The organism is Shinella sp. GW835-FHT14H05 (genome assembly GCF_058793575.1).
In genome coordinates this window covers 461152-477972 of the sequence record NZ_JBXAFY010000002.1, presented here as the reverse complement: position 1 = coordinate 477972, position 16821 = coordinate 461152, and the positions used below count along the sequence as shown (strand labels likewise).

At 66.6% G+C, this 16821-nt stretch carries 13 protein-coding genes; 11 read left to right on the top strand and 2 right to left on the bottom strand.

The window, feature by feature from the left end; translation table 11 throughout:
• Nucleotide 1 precedes the first annotated feature (1 nt).
• From AC1Q6Z_RS09655 to AC1Q6Z_RS09605, 11 genes are all read left to right on the top strand, one after another.
• Nucleotides 2–1081, top strand: coding sequence for a methyltransferase domain-containing protein (locus AC1Q6Z_RS09655; protein WP_435264626.1), 1080 nt, complete (start codon nucleotides 2–4; stop codon nucleotides 1079–1081).
• Between the two features lie 76 nt (nucleotides 1082–1157).
• Entirely contained in the window at nucleotides 1158–1898 is a 741-nt protein-coding gene (locus tag AC1Q6Z_RS09650) for an FHA domain-containing protein (RefSeq protein WP_256114931.1), read from the top strand.
• Nucleotides 1895–2452, top strand: a complete 558-nt coding sequence (gene tssJ, locus AC1Q6Z_RS09645) for a type VI secretion system lipoprotein TssJ (protein WP_319312599.1) — start codon at nucleotides 1895–1897, stop codon at nucleotides 2450–2452. The genes AC1Q6Z_RS09650 and tssJ overlap by 4 nt, the downstream gene beginning before the upstream one ends.
• Before the next feature lie 76 nt (nucleotides 2453–2528).
• On the top strand, nucleotides 2529–3860 hold the full coding sequence (gene tssK, locus AC1Q6Z_RS09640) for a type VI secretion system baseplate subunit TssK (protein ID WP_492647614.1): 1332 nt from the start codon (nucleotides 2529–2531) through the stop codon (nucleotides 3858–3860).
• 10 nt (nucleotides 3861–3870) lie between these two features.
• Nucleotides 3871–5316 (top strand): type IVB secretion system protein IcmH/DotU, encoded by a 1446-nt coding sequence (gene icmH / locus AC1Q6Z_RS09635; RefSeq protein WP_492647613.1) that lies wholly within the window; start codon nucleotides 3871–3873, stop codon nucleotides 5314–5316.
• Nucleotides 5313–7091 carry a type VI secretion protein IcmF/TssM N-terminal domain-containing protein gene (locus tag AC1Q6Z_RS09630; protein WP_492647612.1) on the top strand — a complete coding sequence of 593 codons (1779 nt, stop codon included), beginning with the start codon at nucleotides 5313–5315 and terminating at the stop codon, nucleotides 7089–7091. The genes icmH and AC1Q6Z_RS09630 overlap by 4 nt, the downstream gene beginning before the upstream one ends.
• Entirely contained in the window at nucleotides 7088–10603 is a 3516-nt protein-coding gene (gene tssM / locus AC1Q6Z_RS09625) for a type VI secretion system membrane subunit TssM (protein ID WP_492647611.1), read from the top strand. Before AC1Q6Z_RS09630 ends, tssM begins: the two co-directional genes overlap by 4 nt.
• Nucleotides 10604–10714: 111 nt before the next feature.
• Complete coding sequence (tssF, locus tag AC1Q6Z_RS09620; RefSeq protein ID WP_492647610.1) at nucleotides 10715–12550, top strand: type VI secretion system baseplate subunit TssF; 1836 nt, start codon at nucleotides 10715–10717, stop codon at nucleotides 12548–12550.
• Nucleotides 12514–13605, top strand: coding sequence for a type VI secretion system baseplate subunit TssG (gene tssG, locus AC1Q6Z_RS09615; RefSeq protein WP_492647609.1), 1092 nt, complete (start codon nucleotides 12514–12516; stop codon nucleotides 13603–13605). The genes tssF and tssG overlap by 37 nt, the downstream gene beginning before the upstream one ends.
• Nucleotides 13606–13617: 12 nt before the next feature.
• Complete coding sequence (locus AC1Q6Z_RS09610) at nucleotides 13618–15156, top strand: class I SAM-dependent methyltransferase (protein ID WP_492647608.1); 1539 nt, start codon at nucleotides 13618–13620, stop codon at nucleotides 15154–15156.
• 4 nt (nucleotides 15157–15160) lie between these two features.
• Entirely contained in the window at nucleotides 15161–15919 is a 759-nt protein-coding gene (locus AC1Q6Z_RS09605; protein ID WP_492647607.1) for a protein kinase domain-containing protein, read from the top strand.
• On the opposite strand, the gene AC1Q6Z_RS09600 is transcribed toward AC1Q6Z_RS09605, so the two are convergent.
• Together AC1Q6Z_RS09600 and AC1Q6Z_RS09595 are read right to left on the bottom strand one after the other, a co-directional pair.
• The gene (locus tag AC1Q6Z_RS09600; protein ID WP_256114921.1) at nucleotides 15900–16238 is read right to left on the bottom strand and encodes a slr1659 superfamily regulator; all 339 of its coding nucleotides are present in this window, start codon (nucleotides 16236–16238) and stop codon (nucleotides 15900–15902) included. The genes AC1Q6Z_RS09605 and AC1Q6Z_RS09600 overlap by 20 nt on opposite strands.
• A 30-nt stretch (nucleotides 16239–16268) precedes the next feature.
• A complete protein-coding gene (locus tag AC1Q6Z_RS09595) occupies nucleotides 16269–16817 on the bottom strand; it encodes a slr1658 superfamily regulator (protein ID WP_256114919.1) in 549 nt (182 codons plus the stop codon).
• Nucleotides 16818–16821: the final 4 nt, after the last annotated feature.

Here is a 16821-nt window from a genome sequence, read left to right as displayed (position 1 = left end):
CGTGCGCCTGTCCCATTTCGAGAAACTACGGCCGGTCTGCCCCGTCTGCCGCCTGAACGGGCGGGACGCGCCGCTGGTGTTGAGCGTCGTCGAGACGGAGGCGCATGGCGATGTCGCCAGCGGCATCCTCGGCTGCCAGGCCTGCGGTTCCGAATTCCCGATCATCGACGGCATGCCGATCATCGTGCCGGAAGTACGCCGCTTCGTGCAGGACAACCTGTTCTACCTCTTGGCGCGCAACGACCTCACGCCCGCGGTCGAGAGCCTCCTTGGGGATGCGGCGGGGCCGGGCAGCGGCCTCGAATCGATCCGCCAGCACGTCTCCTCCTATGCCTGGGACCATTGGGGCGACCAGGATCCCGTGGCTTTTCCCCCGGTGCCGGGCGGCGGTGTGCCGGGAGCGGTGTCGCGCAATCTCGCGCAGGCGCTCGACATGCTGGGCGACGGGCTGCCTGATGGCCCGGTGCTCGATATCGGCTGCGCCGCCGGGCGCACCGTCGTGGACGCCGCCGAACGGCTCGGCCGCGACGTGCTCGGCATCGACCTTTCCGTGCCGCTGGCCCGCACCGGCCGACAGGCCGTGGTCGGCGGCCAAGTCAATTACGGCCTGCGCCGGATCGGTCTGGTCTATGATCGGCGCACCTATCCGCTGCGCCAAGGGGCCGAGGGCCGCGGCGACGTCTGGCTCTGCGATGCGCTGGCACTGCCCTTTACCGCCGGCACCTTCGCGCTCGCCATCGGCATGAATGTCGTCGATTGCATGCGCGATCCGCGCGCTGGCCTCGTCGAGATCAGCCGCGTGCTGGTGGACGAAGGCAGCGCCGTGTTGTCCGTGCCCTTCGACTGGGCGGGGCAGGTGACGCCGGTGGAGGCCTGGCTTGGCGGTCATTCGCAGCGCTCCGTCCATGCCGGCAGCCCAGAGGCCATCCTCGACCTGCTGCTCTCCGAAGGGCCGCTCGCCGCCGGCAGCCTGCGGCGCACGGGCTCGGTCGGAGAAGCACCCTGGCATGTCCGGTTGCACGACCGATCCTGCATGTATTATTCCGCATATCTGGTAGTCGCTCGTAAAACGGTGGGGTAACATCCGGCCAAGCCAGCGATTCCGTGATTCCCTGCGAGGCGGGAAAACGGGTCGCCGTCGGGGGTAGGCTATGCAATTGCGACTCGTACTCAAAGGCCCGGAGCGCCTGGCGACCGGCCTGCGGGAAAGAACCGTCGAGACGGGAGCCCTCGTCATCGGCCGGTCGGAGGATGCCGACTGGGTGCTGGCGGATCCCGAGCGTGTCGTTTCCAAGCGGCATTGCCGGATCGAGCGGCAGGCCGGCGGCTTCCTGCTCACGGACATGTCCACCAATGGCGTGCTGGTCAACGGCGTGCCGCTGGGGCGTGAAGCCTCCCGCACGCTCGTTGACAAGGATGTGCTGACGCTCGGCGATGCGATCATCGCGGTCGCAATCGAGACGGCGGCGCCGGGCGTCGCGCCGCTGCCCGTCGCGGACGATCCCTTCGCGGAGGGGCCGTTCGGCTTCGACGAGCAGGCCGCGGAGGCCGTGAAGGCGGCGATCCTGCCGGATACGGCGGCAGAGAATGCCCGGGACAAGGTTGCGGTCCTACAGGACTGGTGGATACCCACGGCTGACGGCCGGCATGGCGAGCCGAAACCTGTGGATATCTCCGGGGGCATGGGGAATGCCTCGATTGCGCGTACCAATGCGGCGGGCGAGGCGGTAGCCTCGATAGCCGATACTGGGACGAATTTCGCTGCGGAGGCCCTCGGGCTGGATGCGGCGGTGTTTGCTAAGGCTGTTGAAACGGCGATGTTGGTTTTGTCCGTAGAGGAAAAGCGTAGGTTCGAGGGGCGTTTGGTTGAACTTCTTCGCAAGGAGAAGTCAGGTTGACGATCGAGCACTCTCCGGCGGGGCGGTGGTCGATCGGGATGCGCGCGGTTGTCTCGCGCCTCTTCGTCCTGTTGTGCCTGTGCCTGTTTGCGTTCGCGCTGCCCGGCTGTGGCCTCATGCCGAAGAAGCCGCCGCCGAAGGAGATCGAGATCAAGCCGGCGCCGGCGGAAGCCAGCATCGACGTCATCGCGGTCGCTTCGCCGCTGGTCAATCCGGGGCCGGACGGCCTGCCGCAACCCGTCGTCATGCGGCTCTACCAGTTGAACGCCGAGACGGCCTTCGCCAATGCCAGTTTTCGCCAGCTCTGGGAGGCGGATGCGGAGACGCTCGGGCCGACCATGCTGGGCAAGACGGAACTCTATCTGGCGCCGGCGGAGGTGCAGCGGATAAAGGCCAATATGATCGAGGGCACGACGATCATCGCGGTGGTCGTCGGGTTCCGCAATTTCGAAGAGGCAAAGTGGCGCGCCATGGTCGGGCTTCCGGGCGACAAGAAATTCAAGCTCAAGGTGGACCTGAAGACACTGTCCGTGGAGATGGGGCCACAGGACTGAGACGGTTCGCAGAGAGGGGCAAGGTCGGTCGCGACGCGGGGATGGACCTGCGCCGCCGGCAGAGGGAAGGGTATGCATGTCGTTCGATGACAAGGTGATCTGGTCGGAGGGGATGTTTATCCGTGCCCAGCATTTCCAGCAGGAGGCTCGCCATTTCGAGCGCCAGCTGAGGGCCCGGACGAAAGCGCTCGTGCCGCATGGCTGGGGCCTGACGGAGCTGCGCCTGAACCGCGAGCTTCTTTCGATCGGCCAGTTCGCCGTCGAGCGGGCGGCCGGCGTCTTTGCTGATGGCACGCCGTTTTCGCTGCCCGACGACAGCGTGCGCCTCGCGCCGCTGATGCTCGGCGAGAACGTCCGCAACGCGGTACTCTACCTCACCCTGCCGCTGACGGAGCCGGGCGGGCGCGAGGCGGCCGACGCCGAGGCCGAACTGACGACCCGCTATACGCTCGCCGAGATCGACGTGTCGGATGCCAACAGCGGCGACGTGTCGGCGGCCCCCATCAATGTCGGCAAGCTGCGCCTGCGCTATGCGCTCGATACCAGCGACCGCAGCGGCCTCGTCGGCATCGGGCTCGCGCGCATCGTCGAGGTGCGCAGCGACAATTCGGTGGTGCTCGACGAAAGCTATGTGCCGCCGGCGATGGATTGCGCCGTCTCGCCGATCCTGTCCGGCCTGCTCACCGAAATCGTCGGCCTGCTCAACCACCGCGGCGAGGCGATCGCCGCGCGGCTGGCCGGCACCAATGTCGGCACGGCCGCCGAAATCACCGACATGATGATGCTCCAGACCATCAACCGCTGGCAGCCGCTCTTCACCCATATGGCGTCGGCCACCTTCGTCCATCCCGAACGGCTCTTCACGTCGATGATCGGGCTTGCCGGCGAGCTTGCCACCTTCACCGCAGCCGGCCACCGGCCGCGGCCCTTCCCGGTCTACGACCACGAGCGCCTGCAACTGGCCTTCGCCCCGGTCGCCGCGGCCGTGCGCCAGGCGCTGAGCGCGGTGCTGGAGCGCAGCGCCATCACCATCCCGCTCGTCGAGCATCGCTACGGCATCCGCGTCGCCGACGTTTCCGACCGCTCGATCTATTCGAAATATTCCTTCATCCTCGCCGCCAAGGCCGACATGCCGGCCGAAGCCCTGGTGCGCCGGCTCGTCGGGCAGTTCAAGATCGGCGCGGCGGAGCAGATCACCGAGCTGGTCAATGCCGCCCTTCCGGGCATCATGCTGCGTGCGCTGCCGGTGGCGCCGCGCCAGATCCCCTACCATACCGGCAAGGCCTATTTCGAACTCGACCGTTCCAGCCCGATCTGGAAGCAGGTCGCGGCCGGCAACGGCCTCGCCATCCATGTCGCAGGCGACTTCCCGGCGCTTGAGCTCGACCTTTGGGCCGTGAAGGACTGAGGAGGCGGGCGTGAACGATCCATTTGCCGATTTTCCGAGTGCCGACGATACGATCCGCAGGCCGCTGGGCGGGCAGCCGTCGCGCCAGTCGACGACCTTCGGGCAGGAAAGCCTGCCGCGCGGCGGCTTCGGCGGCGGCGATGGCGGGTTTTTCGGCGGCCGTCCTGCGGCCAGCGAGAAGGACGATCTCGATTTCGGCCTCGACGCCTTGCCCGTCGAGCGCGCGCGCCATCGCGGCGATCCGGCGATCGAAAAGGCGTTCGAGCTTGCGGCGGTCAACCCGCTGGTGGGCGCAGCCTCGCCGCTGCTCTGGCTTGCCGGCCGGCTCAACGAGAGCGCGGCCCCCGACGATATCGCCGAATTTCGCCGCCGGGTGCTCGAAGAGATCCGCAATTTCGAGACGGCGGCGATGGCGCGCGATACACCGGACCGGCTTGTGCGCGTGTCGCGTTATGCGCTCTGCGCCGTCATCGACGACATCATCCTCAACACCCGCTGGGGTGCGACGACCGGCTGGGCGAGCCAGAGCCTCGTTTCCATCCTCTATAACGAGACCTGGGGCGGCGAGCGCTTCTATGACCTGCTCCAGCAGCTTCTGCAGCAGCCGGAACAGAATATCGACGTGCTCGAACTGATGGCGATCTGCCTGTCGATCGGCTTCAGCGGAAAATACCGGGTTATGGATGGCGGGCAGGGACAGTTCGCCCGGCTGCGGCAGGATCTCTACCGCGTCATCCGCCGGGTGCGCGGCCCCTACGAGCGCAACCTTTCGCAGGTCTGGCAGAGTGCGGCAGCACCGCACCGCGCGCCGCGCAGCATGGCGGCCCCGTGGCTGGCCGCACTTGTGCTGCTGGCGCTTCTCGCCGTCGTCTGGGCGTTCTCCTCGATCAGCCTGCGCTCCAGCATGGAGCAGACCGCATCCGAGATCGCCGCACTGGTCCCGGCCATCCCGCTTCTGGTGGAACAGGCCGGCATCCCGACCATCCCCGACCCCGTGCCGCCGGTGCGCAAGACGCAGGTCGAGCGGCTTTCGGAAGCACTGGCGCCGGAAATCGCCGATGGCCGCGTCGAGGTCGCAAGCGTCGGCGAGCTGGTGGTCATCCGCATGCTGAAGGCCTCCTTCCCCTCGGGTGGCACCGACCTCTCACTCGGCGAGGAGCCGCTGATCACCCGCATCGGCGATGCGCTGAACGCTGAAAGCGGGAAGATCGCCGTCGTCGGTCATACGGACAATACGCCCGTCGGGGCGGGAAGCCCGCTCGGCGACAATATGGCGATCTCGCTTGCCCGCGCCCGCTCCGCCGCGCAGATGCTGCAACGCCATGTCGACGACCCCGCGCGGGTGAGCTTCGAGGGCCGCGGCGCGAACGACCCGCTAATCGCGAATAACAGCCGTGAGAACCGGGCGCGCAACCGCCGCGTCGAATTCCAGATCCCCGCGGAAAAGACCCCATGAGGCCGTGGCTGCTCATTCTCTGGCTTCTCGGACTTGCGGCCGCTGCGGCCGCGAGCTGGTTCCTGGCGAAGCAACCTCTCGTCGCCGATCCCGATCTCGGGCTTCTGCTCTCCCTTTTGCCGGTGGTCGTCTGGGCGCTGCTGCCGGTCGTCTTTTCGCGCCTGTTCTTCCGTCGCTCGACGCCGGAAACGCCGGCATTGCGCGATCTGCGCCGCCAGGTCGGCGCTTTCCTTGCCGATCGTGGCCTGAAGGGCCGGCGCGGGCGCTATTCGGTGCCGTTCTTCCTGATCGTCGGCCCGGCCGGCAGCGGCAAGACCTGCCTGCTCGAAAGCGCGGAAATGCGCCTCGGCATGCCGAAGACCATCGGTCCGGCCAACTGGTGGGTCGGGCCGGATGCGGTCTTCGTCGAGGCACAGGTGTCGGACGACGCCGGCGAACTCTTCCGGCTGCTCCGCGCCGTGCGGCCGAAACTCCCCGTCAACGGCATCATGCTCGTCGTCAGCCCCGCCGATCTCGTGCTGGCCGACCAGCTCGAACAGCGCATGACCGCCGAGACGATCGCCGCCTGGTTCCGCCAGGCCGACGAGATGCTCGACCAGACGCTGCCCGCCTATGTGCTCCTGTCGCGCACCGATCTCGTGCCCGGCTTCCAGGAGATCTTCGAGCGCATCGAGCCGGCCGACCGGGCGCAGCCCTGGGGTTTCGCCCTGCCGCATGACGCCAGGGAGCCGAAGACCGTCGACGCGCTGCATGCGGAGATCGATGCGGGTTTCGGCGACATGGTCGAGACCATGCGCAAGCGCCATATCGAACTGCTGTCGAAGGAATCCGAGCCGATCCGGAGCAGCCACATCCACGGTTTTTCCGCGCAGATCGCTGCGATCCAGCGCATCGTCATGCCGCTCATCGACGCGATGACGCCGCTGGGCAACGGCACCTGGCGCGGCGTGCTGCTGCGCGGTGTCTTCATGACGAGCGCGCGGCAGGAAATGCTGTCGATCGACGCGCTGCTGCCGGAACTGTCGCGCCGTTTCGCCATGCCGCGCAGCGGCATGCTGCCGCCCGATCTCGGCGTGGATGACGAGCTGAACCACGGCTATTTCATCAGCGGTGCCGTGAAGAAGGCGATCCTGCCGGAGGCCGGCCTGGTGCTGAAGGACCGGCAGGGTGCCTCGCGGTCGGCCCTCTACTGGCTGCCGATCGCCGCGACAGTCATTGCCTGCGCGGCCGGCGGCTATGTGCTGTTCTCGACCTTCGACAACGAGATCCGCCTGCGCCGGCAGGTGCAGGAGGCGATCGGCGATGCAGCACCACTGAAGGGACCGCTGCGCCGGGCCGATGTGCCGGTGCTGCTCGCCGCCCTGCAACGGCTCGATGCCGTTGGCGTGATGCTCGACGGCCAGCGCCCGGTTCCCGCCTATGCATTCTGGCTCGACAAGCGGGCGATGCTCAGCGACGGCATTGCGGACGCAAAACGCGCCGTGCGGGCCAATGCGCTGTTGCCGGAAATCGCCGCCTGGCTCCAGGCCGATCTCGTCGACGACAACAACGACACGGCCGCCCTCAAGGACCTGATTGCGCTTGCCGACAATCCGGCATCGCCGCAGCTCAAGACCTGGCTCGAAAAGCGTGCGCCGACGATCGCCGGTGATCGTGACGGCGAATTCGTGGCCCGCGCTCTGGAGGCGATCGACGAGGCGGGCGGGTTCACCATCGACCGGGCCTATGTCGACGCGGCGCGCAGGCGCATCGCCTACCGGGAAAGCCTGACGTGAGCGTGCGGGCGAGATTGCGGAAATTCGGGCGCACCCTGCGCCGCCCGAGCGTCATCCTGACGATCGTCGTCCTGCTTCTGGCGCTTCTCATCTGGTTCATCGGCCCGCTGATCGCCTTCGGCGAGGTGCGCCCGCTTGGATCGGCCGCCGCCCGCCTCACGCTGCTCCTGCTTCTGGCGCTCGCCTGGGGTGGCCTCGGCTTCCTGATGCGCACCAAGCGCAGCAGCGAGGAGGCGGCGCTGATCGCGGCTTTGCGCAAGCAGGAAGAAGAGGCGGCGGACCGGACGGACCGCAACCGGGCGGCGGTCGACGCCGAGATTTCCGCCTTCCGCGATGCCGCAAGCCGGGCAATGAGCCTGCTCCGACGCGGCCATGGTGATCTCTTCGTCAGCGCGCGGTATGCGCTGCCCTGGTACATGCTGCTTGGCGCGGACGGTGCCGGCAAGACCTCGCTGGTGCGCGCCAGCGGCCTGACGCTGCCCTTTGAGAGCGACGGCGCGGTGGAGGCCCCCTCCGCCCGTTTCCACATCAGCGACCAGGCCGTGCTGGTGGAGTTTTCCGGTCGGCTCACCGGCAGCGAGGCGCCCGAGGCGCGCCAGCTCTGGCAGCAGGCGCTGCAACACATCCGCCACCTGCGCTCGCGCCAGCCGGTCAACGGCATCGTCGTGGCGTTCAGCGTCGATGAACTGCTGGCCATGCTGCCGGAACAGGCGGTCGCCTATGCCACGGCCATCCGCCAGCGGCTCGACGAGGCCGTCCAGCATCTGCGCGCCAATGCGCCGGTCTATATCGTCGTCACCAAGCTCGACCGGGTCGTCGGTTTCGAGGAGATTTTCGAGGACCTGACGACCGAGGAGCGCGCGGCCGCCTTCGGCATCCCGATCGCGCCGGATCTCGGTGGTGATGCCCGCGGCCCCGCCGAAGCGCTCGACCGGGGTTTTGCCGGCCTTGTTGAACGCATCGCGCAGCGCCAGTTCGTCTGCCTGCAGGAGGAGCCGGACGAGCTGCGCCGCCGCCGCACCTTCGAATTCCCCGCACAATTCGCCCTGTTGCGCGAGCGCATCCAGCCCTTTGTGCAGCAGCTCGCCACGCTGCACCGTTTTGGCGCGGCGACGAACATGCGCGGCGTCTTCTTCGTTTCCTGCCGCCAGACCGGCGACAATGTCGATGCGCTCGCTGGCTCGCTCGCCCCGCTGTTCGGCCGCAGCCCCGCCACACTGGCGCTTGCGCCGGATCCGGGCGCGCGGCGTGTTCGGCCGTTCTTCCTCTTCGGGCTGCTGCGCAAGGTCATCCTGCCGGAGGCCGATCTCGGCGGCCTGACGCGGCCGGCGCTGGTGGCCGCCCGGTTCAAGGATCTGGCGATCAACGCATTGCTCTGCATCGCGGCTTTCACCGTGCTCGCCTTCTGGTGGCTCGGCTTCAGCGACGGGCGCGCCTATGTGGCCAGCGTCACAGACCAGACGACGGCGGCGCGCGGGCGCATCGCCGAGGCGGTGCCGGCCGGCAGCCTCTCGACACGTTTCGAGCCGGTGCTTGCGGTGCTCGACCGGTTGGCGACCCTTGCCAAGGAGGAGCCGCGCGGCGCGACCTTCGGCCTCTACAGCCCATCCTCCGTGCAGGGCGAGGCGCGGAAGGCCTATGACAAGGCACTCGCCAACCTGTTCTTCCCCTTCGTCTGGCAATATCTGCGCCAGGGCCTGGCGAACCAGCAGACGCCGGCCGCCCTGCGCTTCACCCAGCTGAAGTTCTACCTGATGCTGACCGGCGAACGCCCGCCCGGCCGCGAGACCGCAGCGCTGCTCGGCCCCGATTTCGCGGCGAACTGGATGCTTTACGACCGCAGCGACGCGGTCGACCAGCGCATCGCCGACCACTTCTCCGAGCTCGCCTCGGTCGCCATTCCCACGCCCTCCTCCGATGGTGCGCTCATCGAAAACGCGCGCGCGCGCATCACTGACTACAGCCTCGCGCGTCTCGCCTACGACATGGCCGAGACCTACCCGGCGGTGAAGGGGATGGCGATGTGGCGGCCGGTCGACCATATGGGGCTGGCCGGCCCCGAAGCATTGGCGCGGGTGAGCGGCGCGAGCTTCTTCGACGGCATCGAGGGCATCTATACAAAGAACGGTTTCGGCGTGATGATGCGCGCCTCGGGCGATGCGGCACTGGCGCTCGCCGCCGACCTCTGGGTGATGGGCAAGCCGGACACGGCGCTCGACCGCGAACGCGAGGCCGGCCGCATCCGCGATGGCCTGGCCGATCTCTACCGCGTCAACTACATGAGCCGCTGGGACAGCCTGCTCGCCGATCTCGGCATTGCCGGCGAGACCGATCCGCGGCGCCTCGCCGATGCCGTGGCGATCGTTGCCGGCAACCCGTCGCCCGCCAAGGAACTCTTCGTTGCCATCGCGGCCGAGGTGGACCTGACGGACCTGACGTCGAGCGCGGCAGGCGCGATCGAGGCCATGGTCGCCGAGCAACTGACGCAGGTGACGAAGACCGTCCGGGCGCCGCGCCGCGTCGTCAACGTGCCGCAGTCGGTGACCGATCATTTCAAGGTCTTTCGCGAGGCGGTCGTTGCCAAGGCGGAGGGCCAGCAGACGCCCGTCGACGACATGCTGGCGGCGCTGGAGCCACTCTACCGGCAGCTCAACCATGTCGCTGCCGGCGGCGACGTGCTGGAACTCGGCACCGAGCCGCAGACGCTGCTCAGCCAGCTGACTGACCGCAACGGCAAGCTGCCGCCGAGCATCCAGCCCTTCTTCGCCCGCATCCTCAGCCAGGTCGGCGCGGTGACAGGCGGAAGTTCGCGCGAGCGGCTGGCGGAAATCTGGACCTCCACGGTGCTGCCGCTCTGCACCGCGACGACGATCGGCCGCTATCCCTTCGACACCGAGAGCATCAACGACGCCTCGCTTGACGATTTTTCGCGGCTCTTCGGGCCGCAGGGCGCCATTGCCGGGTTCCGCAACGACTACCTGAAACCCTATATAGACCGGACGACGAAGCCCTGGCGCTGGAAGGCCGGCCAGCAATTCGGTCTCGGTTTCCCCGATGCCGTGCTCGCGGCCTTCGAGAAGGCGGACGATATCGAGACGGTCTTCTTCGCCGGGCAGGAGAAACCGAATGTCGATTTCACCGTCGAGGTCGGCAAGCTCGATGCGACCGCGCGGGCCTTCCTGCTCGATATTGGCGGCAAGGTGGCCAGTTACAGCCACGGCCCGCCGGCGGGCACGCAATATCTCTGGCCGCCGGAAAACCTGGTGGCGGGCGCCTCCATGTCGATGACGCCCGAGGTCGCCGGCCAGCGCAATATCCTGACGGAGCAGGGCGCCTGGGCGCTCTTCCGGCTTTTCGACCAGGGCCGCAAAGTCGACAAGAACCCGACCGACGTGGTGACCTACCAGTTCCGCGTCGGCAACCGCGCGGTTCTCATGCGGCTGACGGCGCCCGCGACCCGCAATCCGTTCGCACGGGACACCCTGTCCGATTTCACGTGCCCAACCCTATGACGAGGCCCCGACGGTTCCTTGACAGGGTGAGAAGGAGTACGCCAATGTCCGCGCAACCGCCGGGATACCGTTACGAATCGACAAGGCGTTGGAGAGGGGTTCGGCCAGCCCATGTCGGATGATCTGCTCGTCCATTATAACCGCGAACTTCTCAGCATCCGCAGGGCCGCCGCCGCCTTTGCCGCGGAAAACCCGCGCATTGCCGGCCGGTTGCGGCTGTCCGAGGATGCGATCGAAGACCCGCATGTCGGCCGGCTGATCGAGGCCTTCGCCTATCTCACCGCCCGCGTGCGGCAGAAGATGGACGACGATTTTCCCGAGCTGACCAATGCCATGCTCGGCATCCTCTATCCGCATTTCGACCGCCCGATCCCCTCCATGTCGATCCTCCAGCTGGATCCGAAGGTCGAGCTTCAGGAACCCCATCACGTGCCCGTTGGCACCCTGCTCGATACCGAGCCGGTCGATGGCGAGCGCTGCCGCTTCTCCACCTGTTTCGATGTCACGCTGCACCCGGTCGTGGTGCGTTCGGCAACGCTGACCGGTCGCCCCATCACGGCGCCGGAAACGCCGCAGGCGCACAATGCGGCGGGCTGCCTGCGCCTCACGTTGGAAATGGCGGGCGAGGGCCTGGATTTTTCGAGCTACAATCCCGGCCGCCTGCGCTTCTTCCTGCGCGGCCAGCCGCAGCTCGTCTATCCCCTCTACGAGCTTCTCCTGAACGATGCGGTGGCCGTTGCCTTTGCCGAGGGCGCCAACGACCGCAATCCGGCGATGCTCGATGCCTCGGCCCTGTCGCCCGGCGGCTTCGGCCAGGACGAGAGCATGTTGCCCTATCCGCAGGCCTCGCACCCGGCCTATCGGCTGCTCACCGAATATTTCGCCTTCCCGGAAAAATTCCTGTTCGTCGATCTCGCCTTCCCGGACGTGGCCCGTCTTGCCGGCAAGGGCCGCACCCTCGACGTCTTCATCTATCTCAACCGCTCCGTGCCGAGCCTTGAGCGGTCGCTGACGGCCGCCGCTTTCGCGCTCGGCTGCACGCCGATCGTCAACCTGTTTCCGCAGGCGGCCGAGCCGATCAAGCTCGACCGGACCGTCACCGAATACCGCGTCGTGCCCGATAGCCGCCGGCTGCATGCGCTGGAAGTCTACAGCATCGAAGGCGTCTCCACCGTAACCGCCGAAGGCGACGCGCGGGCGCTGCTGCCGTTCTACGGAATCCGCCACGGCGCCGATGGCGAGGCGCTACGCGGCGAGGAACGGTCGGCCGCCTGGTGGCTTTCCCATCGCCGGCAGGCCGAGGAAGAGAACCCCGGCAGCGAGGTGTTCCTCTCGCTCTCCGATCCGGATTTCAACCCGAAGGCCATTGCCGACGACGTGCTTTCGGTGGAGACGCTCTGCCTCAACCGCAACCGGCCGGAACGTTTGCCCTTCGGTGGCGGCCAGCCGCAGTTGCGCATGGTCGAGCCGGTGCCGATGGTAAAGACCATGCGGCTCCTCACCGTGCCGACCCCGACGATCCGGCCGCATTACGGCCAGGGCGGGCGCTGGCGGCTGATCTCGCATCTGGCACTCAACCATCTCTCGCTGGTATCGGATGGCGGCGTGGAGGCGTTGAAGGAAATCCTGCTGCTCTACGATTTCCGCAATTCCGCCGAAACCCGCGCCCTGATCGACGGCATCACGGCGCTGTCATCGCAAAGCGGTACGGCGCGTGTCAGGAGTTTTGGCCAAAGCGCTTTCTGCCGGGGGGTCGATGTGACGATGACCTTCGAGGAGAGCAATTTCTCCGGCAACGGCGTCTTCCTGATGGCCAGCATCATCGAGCGCTTCCTGGGTCTCTATGCGAGCGTCAATTCATTCTCACGGCTCACCGCCCTGGTGAGGGGGCGAAGCGGAAAGCTGAAGACATGGCCGGCACGGGCAGGCGATCGAATTCTTCTCTAGTTGCGAGTGTCTTTGAGGCACCGCAGGCTTTCGAGCTCTTCCAGATGGTTCGCCTGCTGGAGGCGCTCGGCGCCGAGGAGGGGCGTGACGTTTCGCACCAGCCGGTCGATCCCGTCGGGCAGGGCGTGGATCCAGAGCGCGCGGCGCTAAAAATCCGCTCGTCGGTGCCACTCGGTTTCGCCTCTGCCGAGGTTCTCTCCGTGCGCAGGCCACGTGGTGGCGGGCCGGTCGAGATGACGCAGACGCTGGTCGGCCTCACAGGCCCTTCGGGCGTGCTGCCGCATGCGCTGAGCGAACTCGTGCAGGTGAGCGTGCGGGAGCGCAATTTTGCGCTGCGCGAATTCTTCGACGTCTTCAACAACCGGCTTTCCGGGTTGCTTTACAACGCCTGGGCAAAATACCGTCCCGCCATCGAGCGCGAGCGGGCGGCCCAGCTTGGCACCCCCGCCACCATCGACCATGCGTTGAAATCCCTCGTCGGGCTTGGGCTTCCGGCGACAGCGAACCGGACGCATATCGGCGATCACGCCTTCGTCTTCTTCGGTGGCCTGCTTGCCCGGCAGGGCCGCTCCGCCACGGCGATCGAGCGGGCGCTCTCCGGTGCGCTCGGCCATCGGCTGCGCGTTGAGCAGTTTTCCGGGGAATGGTATCCGATCGCGTCTTCCGACCGCACGCGCCTGCCTGACCGCGCCCAGCCGAAAGGCGCCTTCGCGCGCCTGGGCGACGACGCGGTGATCGGCACCAAGACCTTCGACATCCAGTCCGCCGTGACGATTTGCCTGGAGGCGCTGGATTATCCCTCCTTCCGTTCGCTGCTGCCGGATGGAAAACGCGCGCGCCTGCTGACGGACCTTGCTGCGGGTGCGCTCGGCGCTGACAAGATGTTCAACATCCGCTTGGAACTAAAGCCCGACCAAGTTCCGGCGTTGCAACTCGGCGGGCATCGCGAAGAGCCGAAGGCAAGCCGGCTCGGCTGGAATACCTGGCTCCAGCCCGCCCGCCCGCGCCAAAAACCCGCTTCCATCCAATTCCGCCCGCCGCCACATTTGCGCTAGTTAGGATTTTTCATGAACGACTGGACCAACGGCTACGTCTCCGACATCGAATATCTGCCCGGATTTTATGTCGAGCAGACGCCAGCACATATGGATGTGGCATGCCTGTTGCGCGGCATCGAGCCGCCGGTCGAGGAGGGCGCGCCCTTCGCCTATTGCGAGCTGGGTTGCGGGGTCGGCGAGACCGCGCTGACGATCGCCGCGGCCAATCCGCAAAGCAGCGTCTGGGGCTTCGATTTCAACCCGGCCCATATCGCAAGAGGCCGCGCTCTTGCTGACGCCGGCGGGGTAGGCAACATTCGCCTGGAAGAAGCGTCCTTCGAAGACCTCGCCGATGGCGGTTACGCTGGCCTGCCGATGTTCGACTATATCGCGCTGCACGGCGTCTGGAGTTGGGTCAGCACGGAAAACCGTGGCCATATCGTTCGCTTTGCCGCGCGTTACCTGAAGCCCGGCGGGCTGCTCTATGTCACTTATAATGCCCTGCCACGCTGGACGTCGTCGATGCCGATGCAGCGGCTGGTCAGCCTCACGGCATCGCTCGACAATGATCGCAGTGACCGGCGCGTGCTGCGCGGGCTCGACATGGCGCGCGCCTTTTCCGCCGCCGGCGCCGACATGATCTCGATCGACATGCTCGACCGGCTGGATACGGAGCGGGCGGATGGCACCGCTTACCTCAGCCACGAATATTTGAACGCGCATTGGGCGCCCTGCTACCAGATCGACGTTGCGCGGGATCTGGCGGAGGCGAAACTTTCCTTCGCTGCGACCGCCAATCTCTTCGAGAACTATCCGGACCTTTCCATGACTGCCGAACAGCGCAGTCTCGTCGAGGGTTTCCCTGAGGCCTATGCCGAAACCGCCAGGGATTTTTTCCTTGTCCGCAGCTTCCGCCGCGACATTTACATGCGCGGTGCCCGACCAATCGCGCCACGGCGGTTGGAGCAGCGGCTTGCGGCCCGCGGGCTCTGCCTCGTCGTGCCACCGTCTGAGATCAAGCTGGCAGTGAAGGTGCCTGTCGGTGAGGCGGCTCTCAATGAGAGTTTCTACCGCCCAGCCCTGGATGCCCTTGTCGCACGCCCGATGACGATCGGTGAACTCAGGAGCCTGCCGGAGGCGGACGGTTCGAGCGCTACTGAGCGCGAGGTACTGGGTATGCTGATCGGCTCGCGCCAGGCGATGGCACTGCCGAATGCTGTGACGGAGGAGGGGGTGGCCTCGGTACGGCGTTACAACCGCGCCCACCTGCGCATCTGCGCCGACGAGGCGCGTGCCGTCTGCGCGCTGGCCGCCGCCGGTCTTGGCTCCGGTATCACAGTGCGCCTGTTCGAAATGCTGGCCTACGAGGTGCTGGTCGATGGCGCCGAGCCGGAGGCCGACGCGGTGACAACTGCCATTCACGCCCTGTTGCAGGAGCGCGGCGACCGTCTGCGCAACGGCGGCGTGCCGATCGAGGACGATGCGCAGGCGCTGCGCGTCATCCGGGAGAATGTCGAAATGATCATTGCCGTGGCCCTGCCGATGTGGCGGCGGGTCGGCGCGATCTAGCGCCATGGGCGACGGCGTGCCGCCGGTTGGGGAGGTGCTGCGCGGGCGTGGCCCCGTCCTGGTCTACCGGTCGCGGATCGGGGAGGGCACGCCCGTCGTCGTCAAGCGGGTGGTGGAGGTGCAGGACACCGGGGCCCTGCGCCGGTTCGAGCGGGAGCGCCGGTTCACGCATCTCCTGCCGCATCCCGCGCTGCCGCGACTTCTTGGCGAGGGCGAAAACTGGATCGCCTTCGAAGCGCTGGAAGACGCGCTGCCGGAGCCGCCGGTCGTGCCTTCCGTGGTCGCGGCATTGCTTTCTCGCCTGGCCGATGCGCTTGCCTACATCCACGCTCGGGGCGTGGTGCATCGCGATGTGAAGCCCGCGCATGTGCTATTTCGCGGCGAGATGCCGGTGCTTATCGATTTCGGCATTGCCGGAACGCCCGGCGACGATCTCCAGCGTGAAGAGCTTTCCGGCACGCCGGCCTGGATGGCGCCCGAGCAGCTTACGGGCGGAGCCGTCGGGCCGGAAGCGGACCTATGGTCGCTCGCAGCCCTCGGCCTGTTCCTGCTGACGGGGCAGAAACCCTATTCCGGCGATGCGGAAGCTGTGGTGTGCCGGCGGATCGCCGGAGAACAGCCGGCATTCGCGGTTCCGGATGCCCTGGAACACGACGAGCCCGACCTGCTGCGTCTGCTGCGGGCCGGGTTGGAGGAAGCGGCGAAACGTCCGTCCGCCGCAGATTTCGTGCGGCTGCTGGCGGTCAGGCGATTACCAGGTTGACGGCGGGATGCAGCTTCTTGAGGTTCGGCAGGGATTTCGACTGCCACGGAATCTGCGTGCTGCCCTTGACCATCAGGCCGGTGCCCGGCTGCTTGCGCACGTCGATGGTGAATTTCGCGAGCAGGTTGATGCCGGAGGAGTTCAGAAATTCGAGCCCGGACAAATCGAGCGTGATGCTCTCCGGCTTCTCGTCCAGCACCTGTTTCATGAGGTCGAGGATGGGCGCATAGGCTTCCGTACCGGAAAGGCGCATCGTGCCTTCGTAATGGATCGCCGAACCCTCGCTCCAGACCCTATATTCGTTTGTCTTGATTTCCATTTTTTACAATCAACTCCCGGTAATATCTGCTCAAACGATCTCGAGGGCGGCGTAGGTTTCGAGGCGCATTGTATCCGGCTCAGTCGCCGGTTGAAAACGCCAGCCGAGACGCGCGCCATAGTCGCTCATTAAGGTGAGCAGGCCAAGGCCCGAGCCACTCGAATTCATGTTCTCCGCATTTTCTTCGATGCGTTCGATGAGAAGCTCGCCCGGATCGCGCGTCGTCAGTTCGGCGAGCAGCGCCTGGAATTTTCCGGCCGTCTCCTGGGTAATCACGTTGCTAATACGGATCTCAAAGGAGGCGCCGTCAAGCGAGGCTTCCAGCGTGATGCCGTTACCATGGCGGAATTTCAGCGCGTTTTCCAAAAGCTCGTTCGTCAGGTAGCCGATCGAGTGACGCGCTTCGTTATAGTCGCCGCCCTTCTCCACCCGTTGCAGGGCGAAGAAGTCGCCCAGGAACTCCGAGGTAACGCCGCAATGCTGCCAGGTGAGGTCGAGCGGACCGTCGGCAAGACGGATGCGGTTCTTCAGCGCGCCGGCGCCATTGGTGAATTCCACCTGTCCGAATGTGGCTTCCATGACC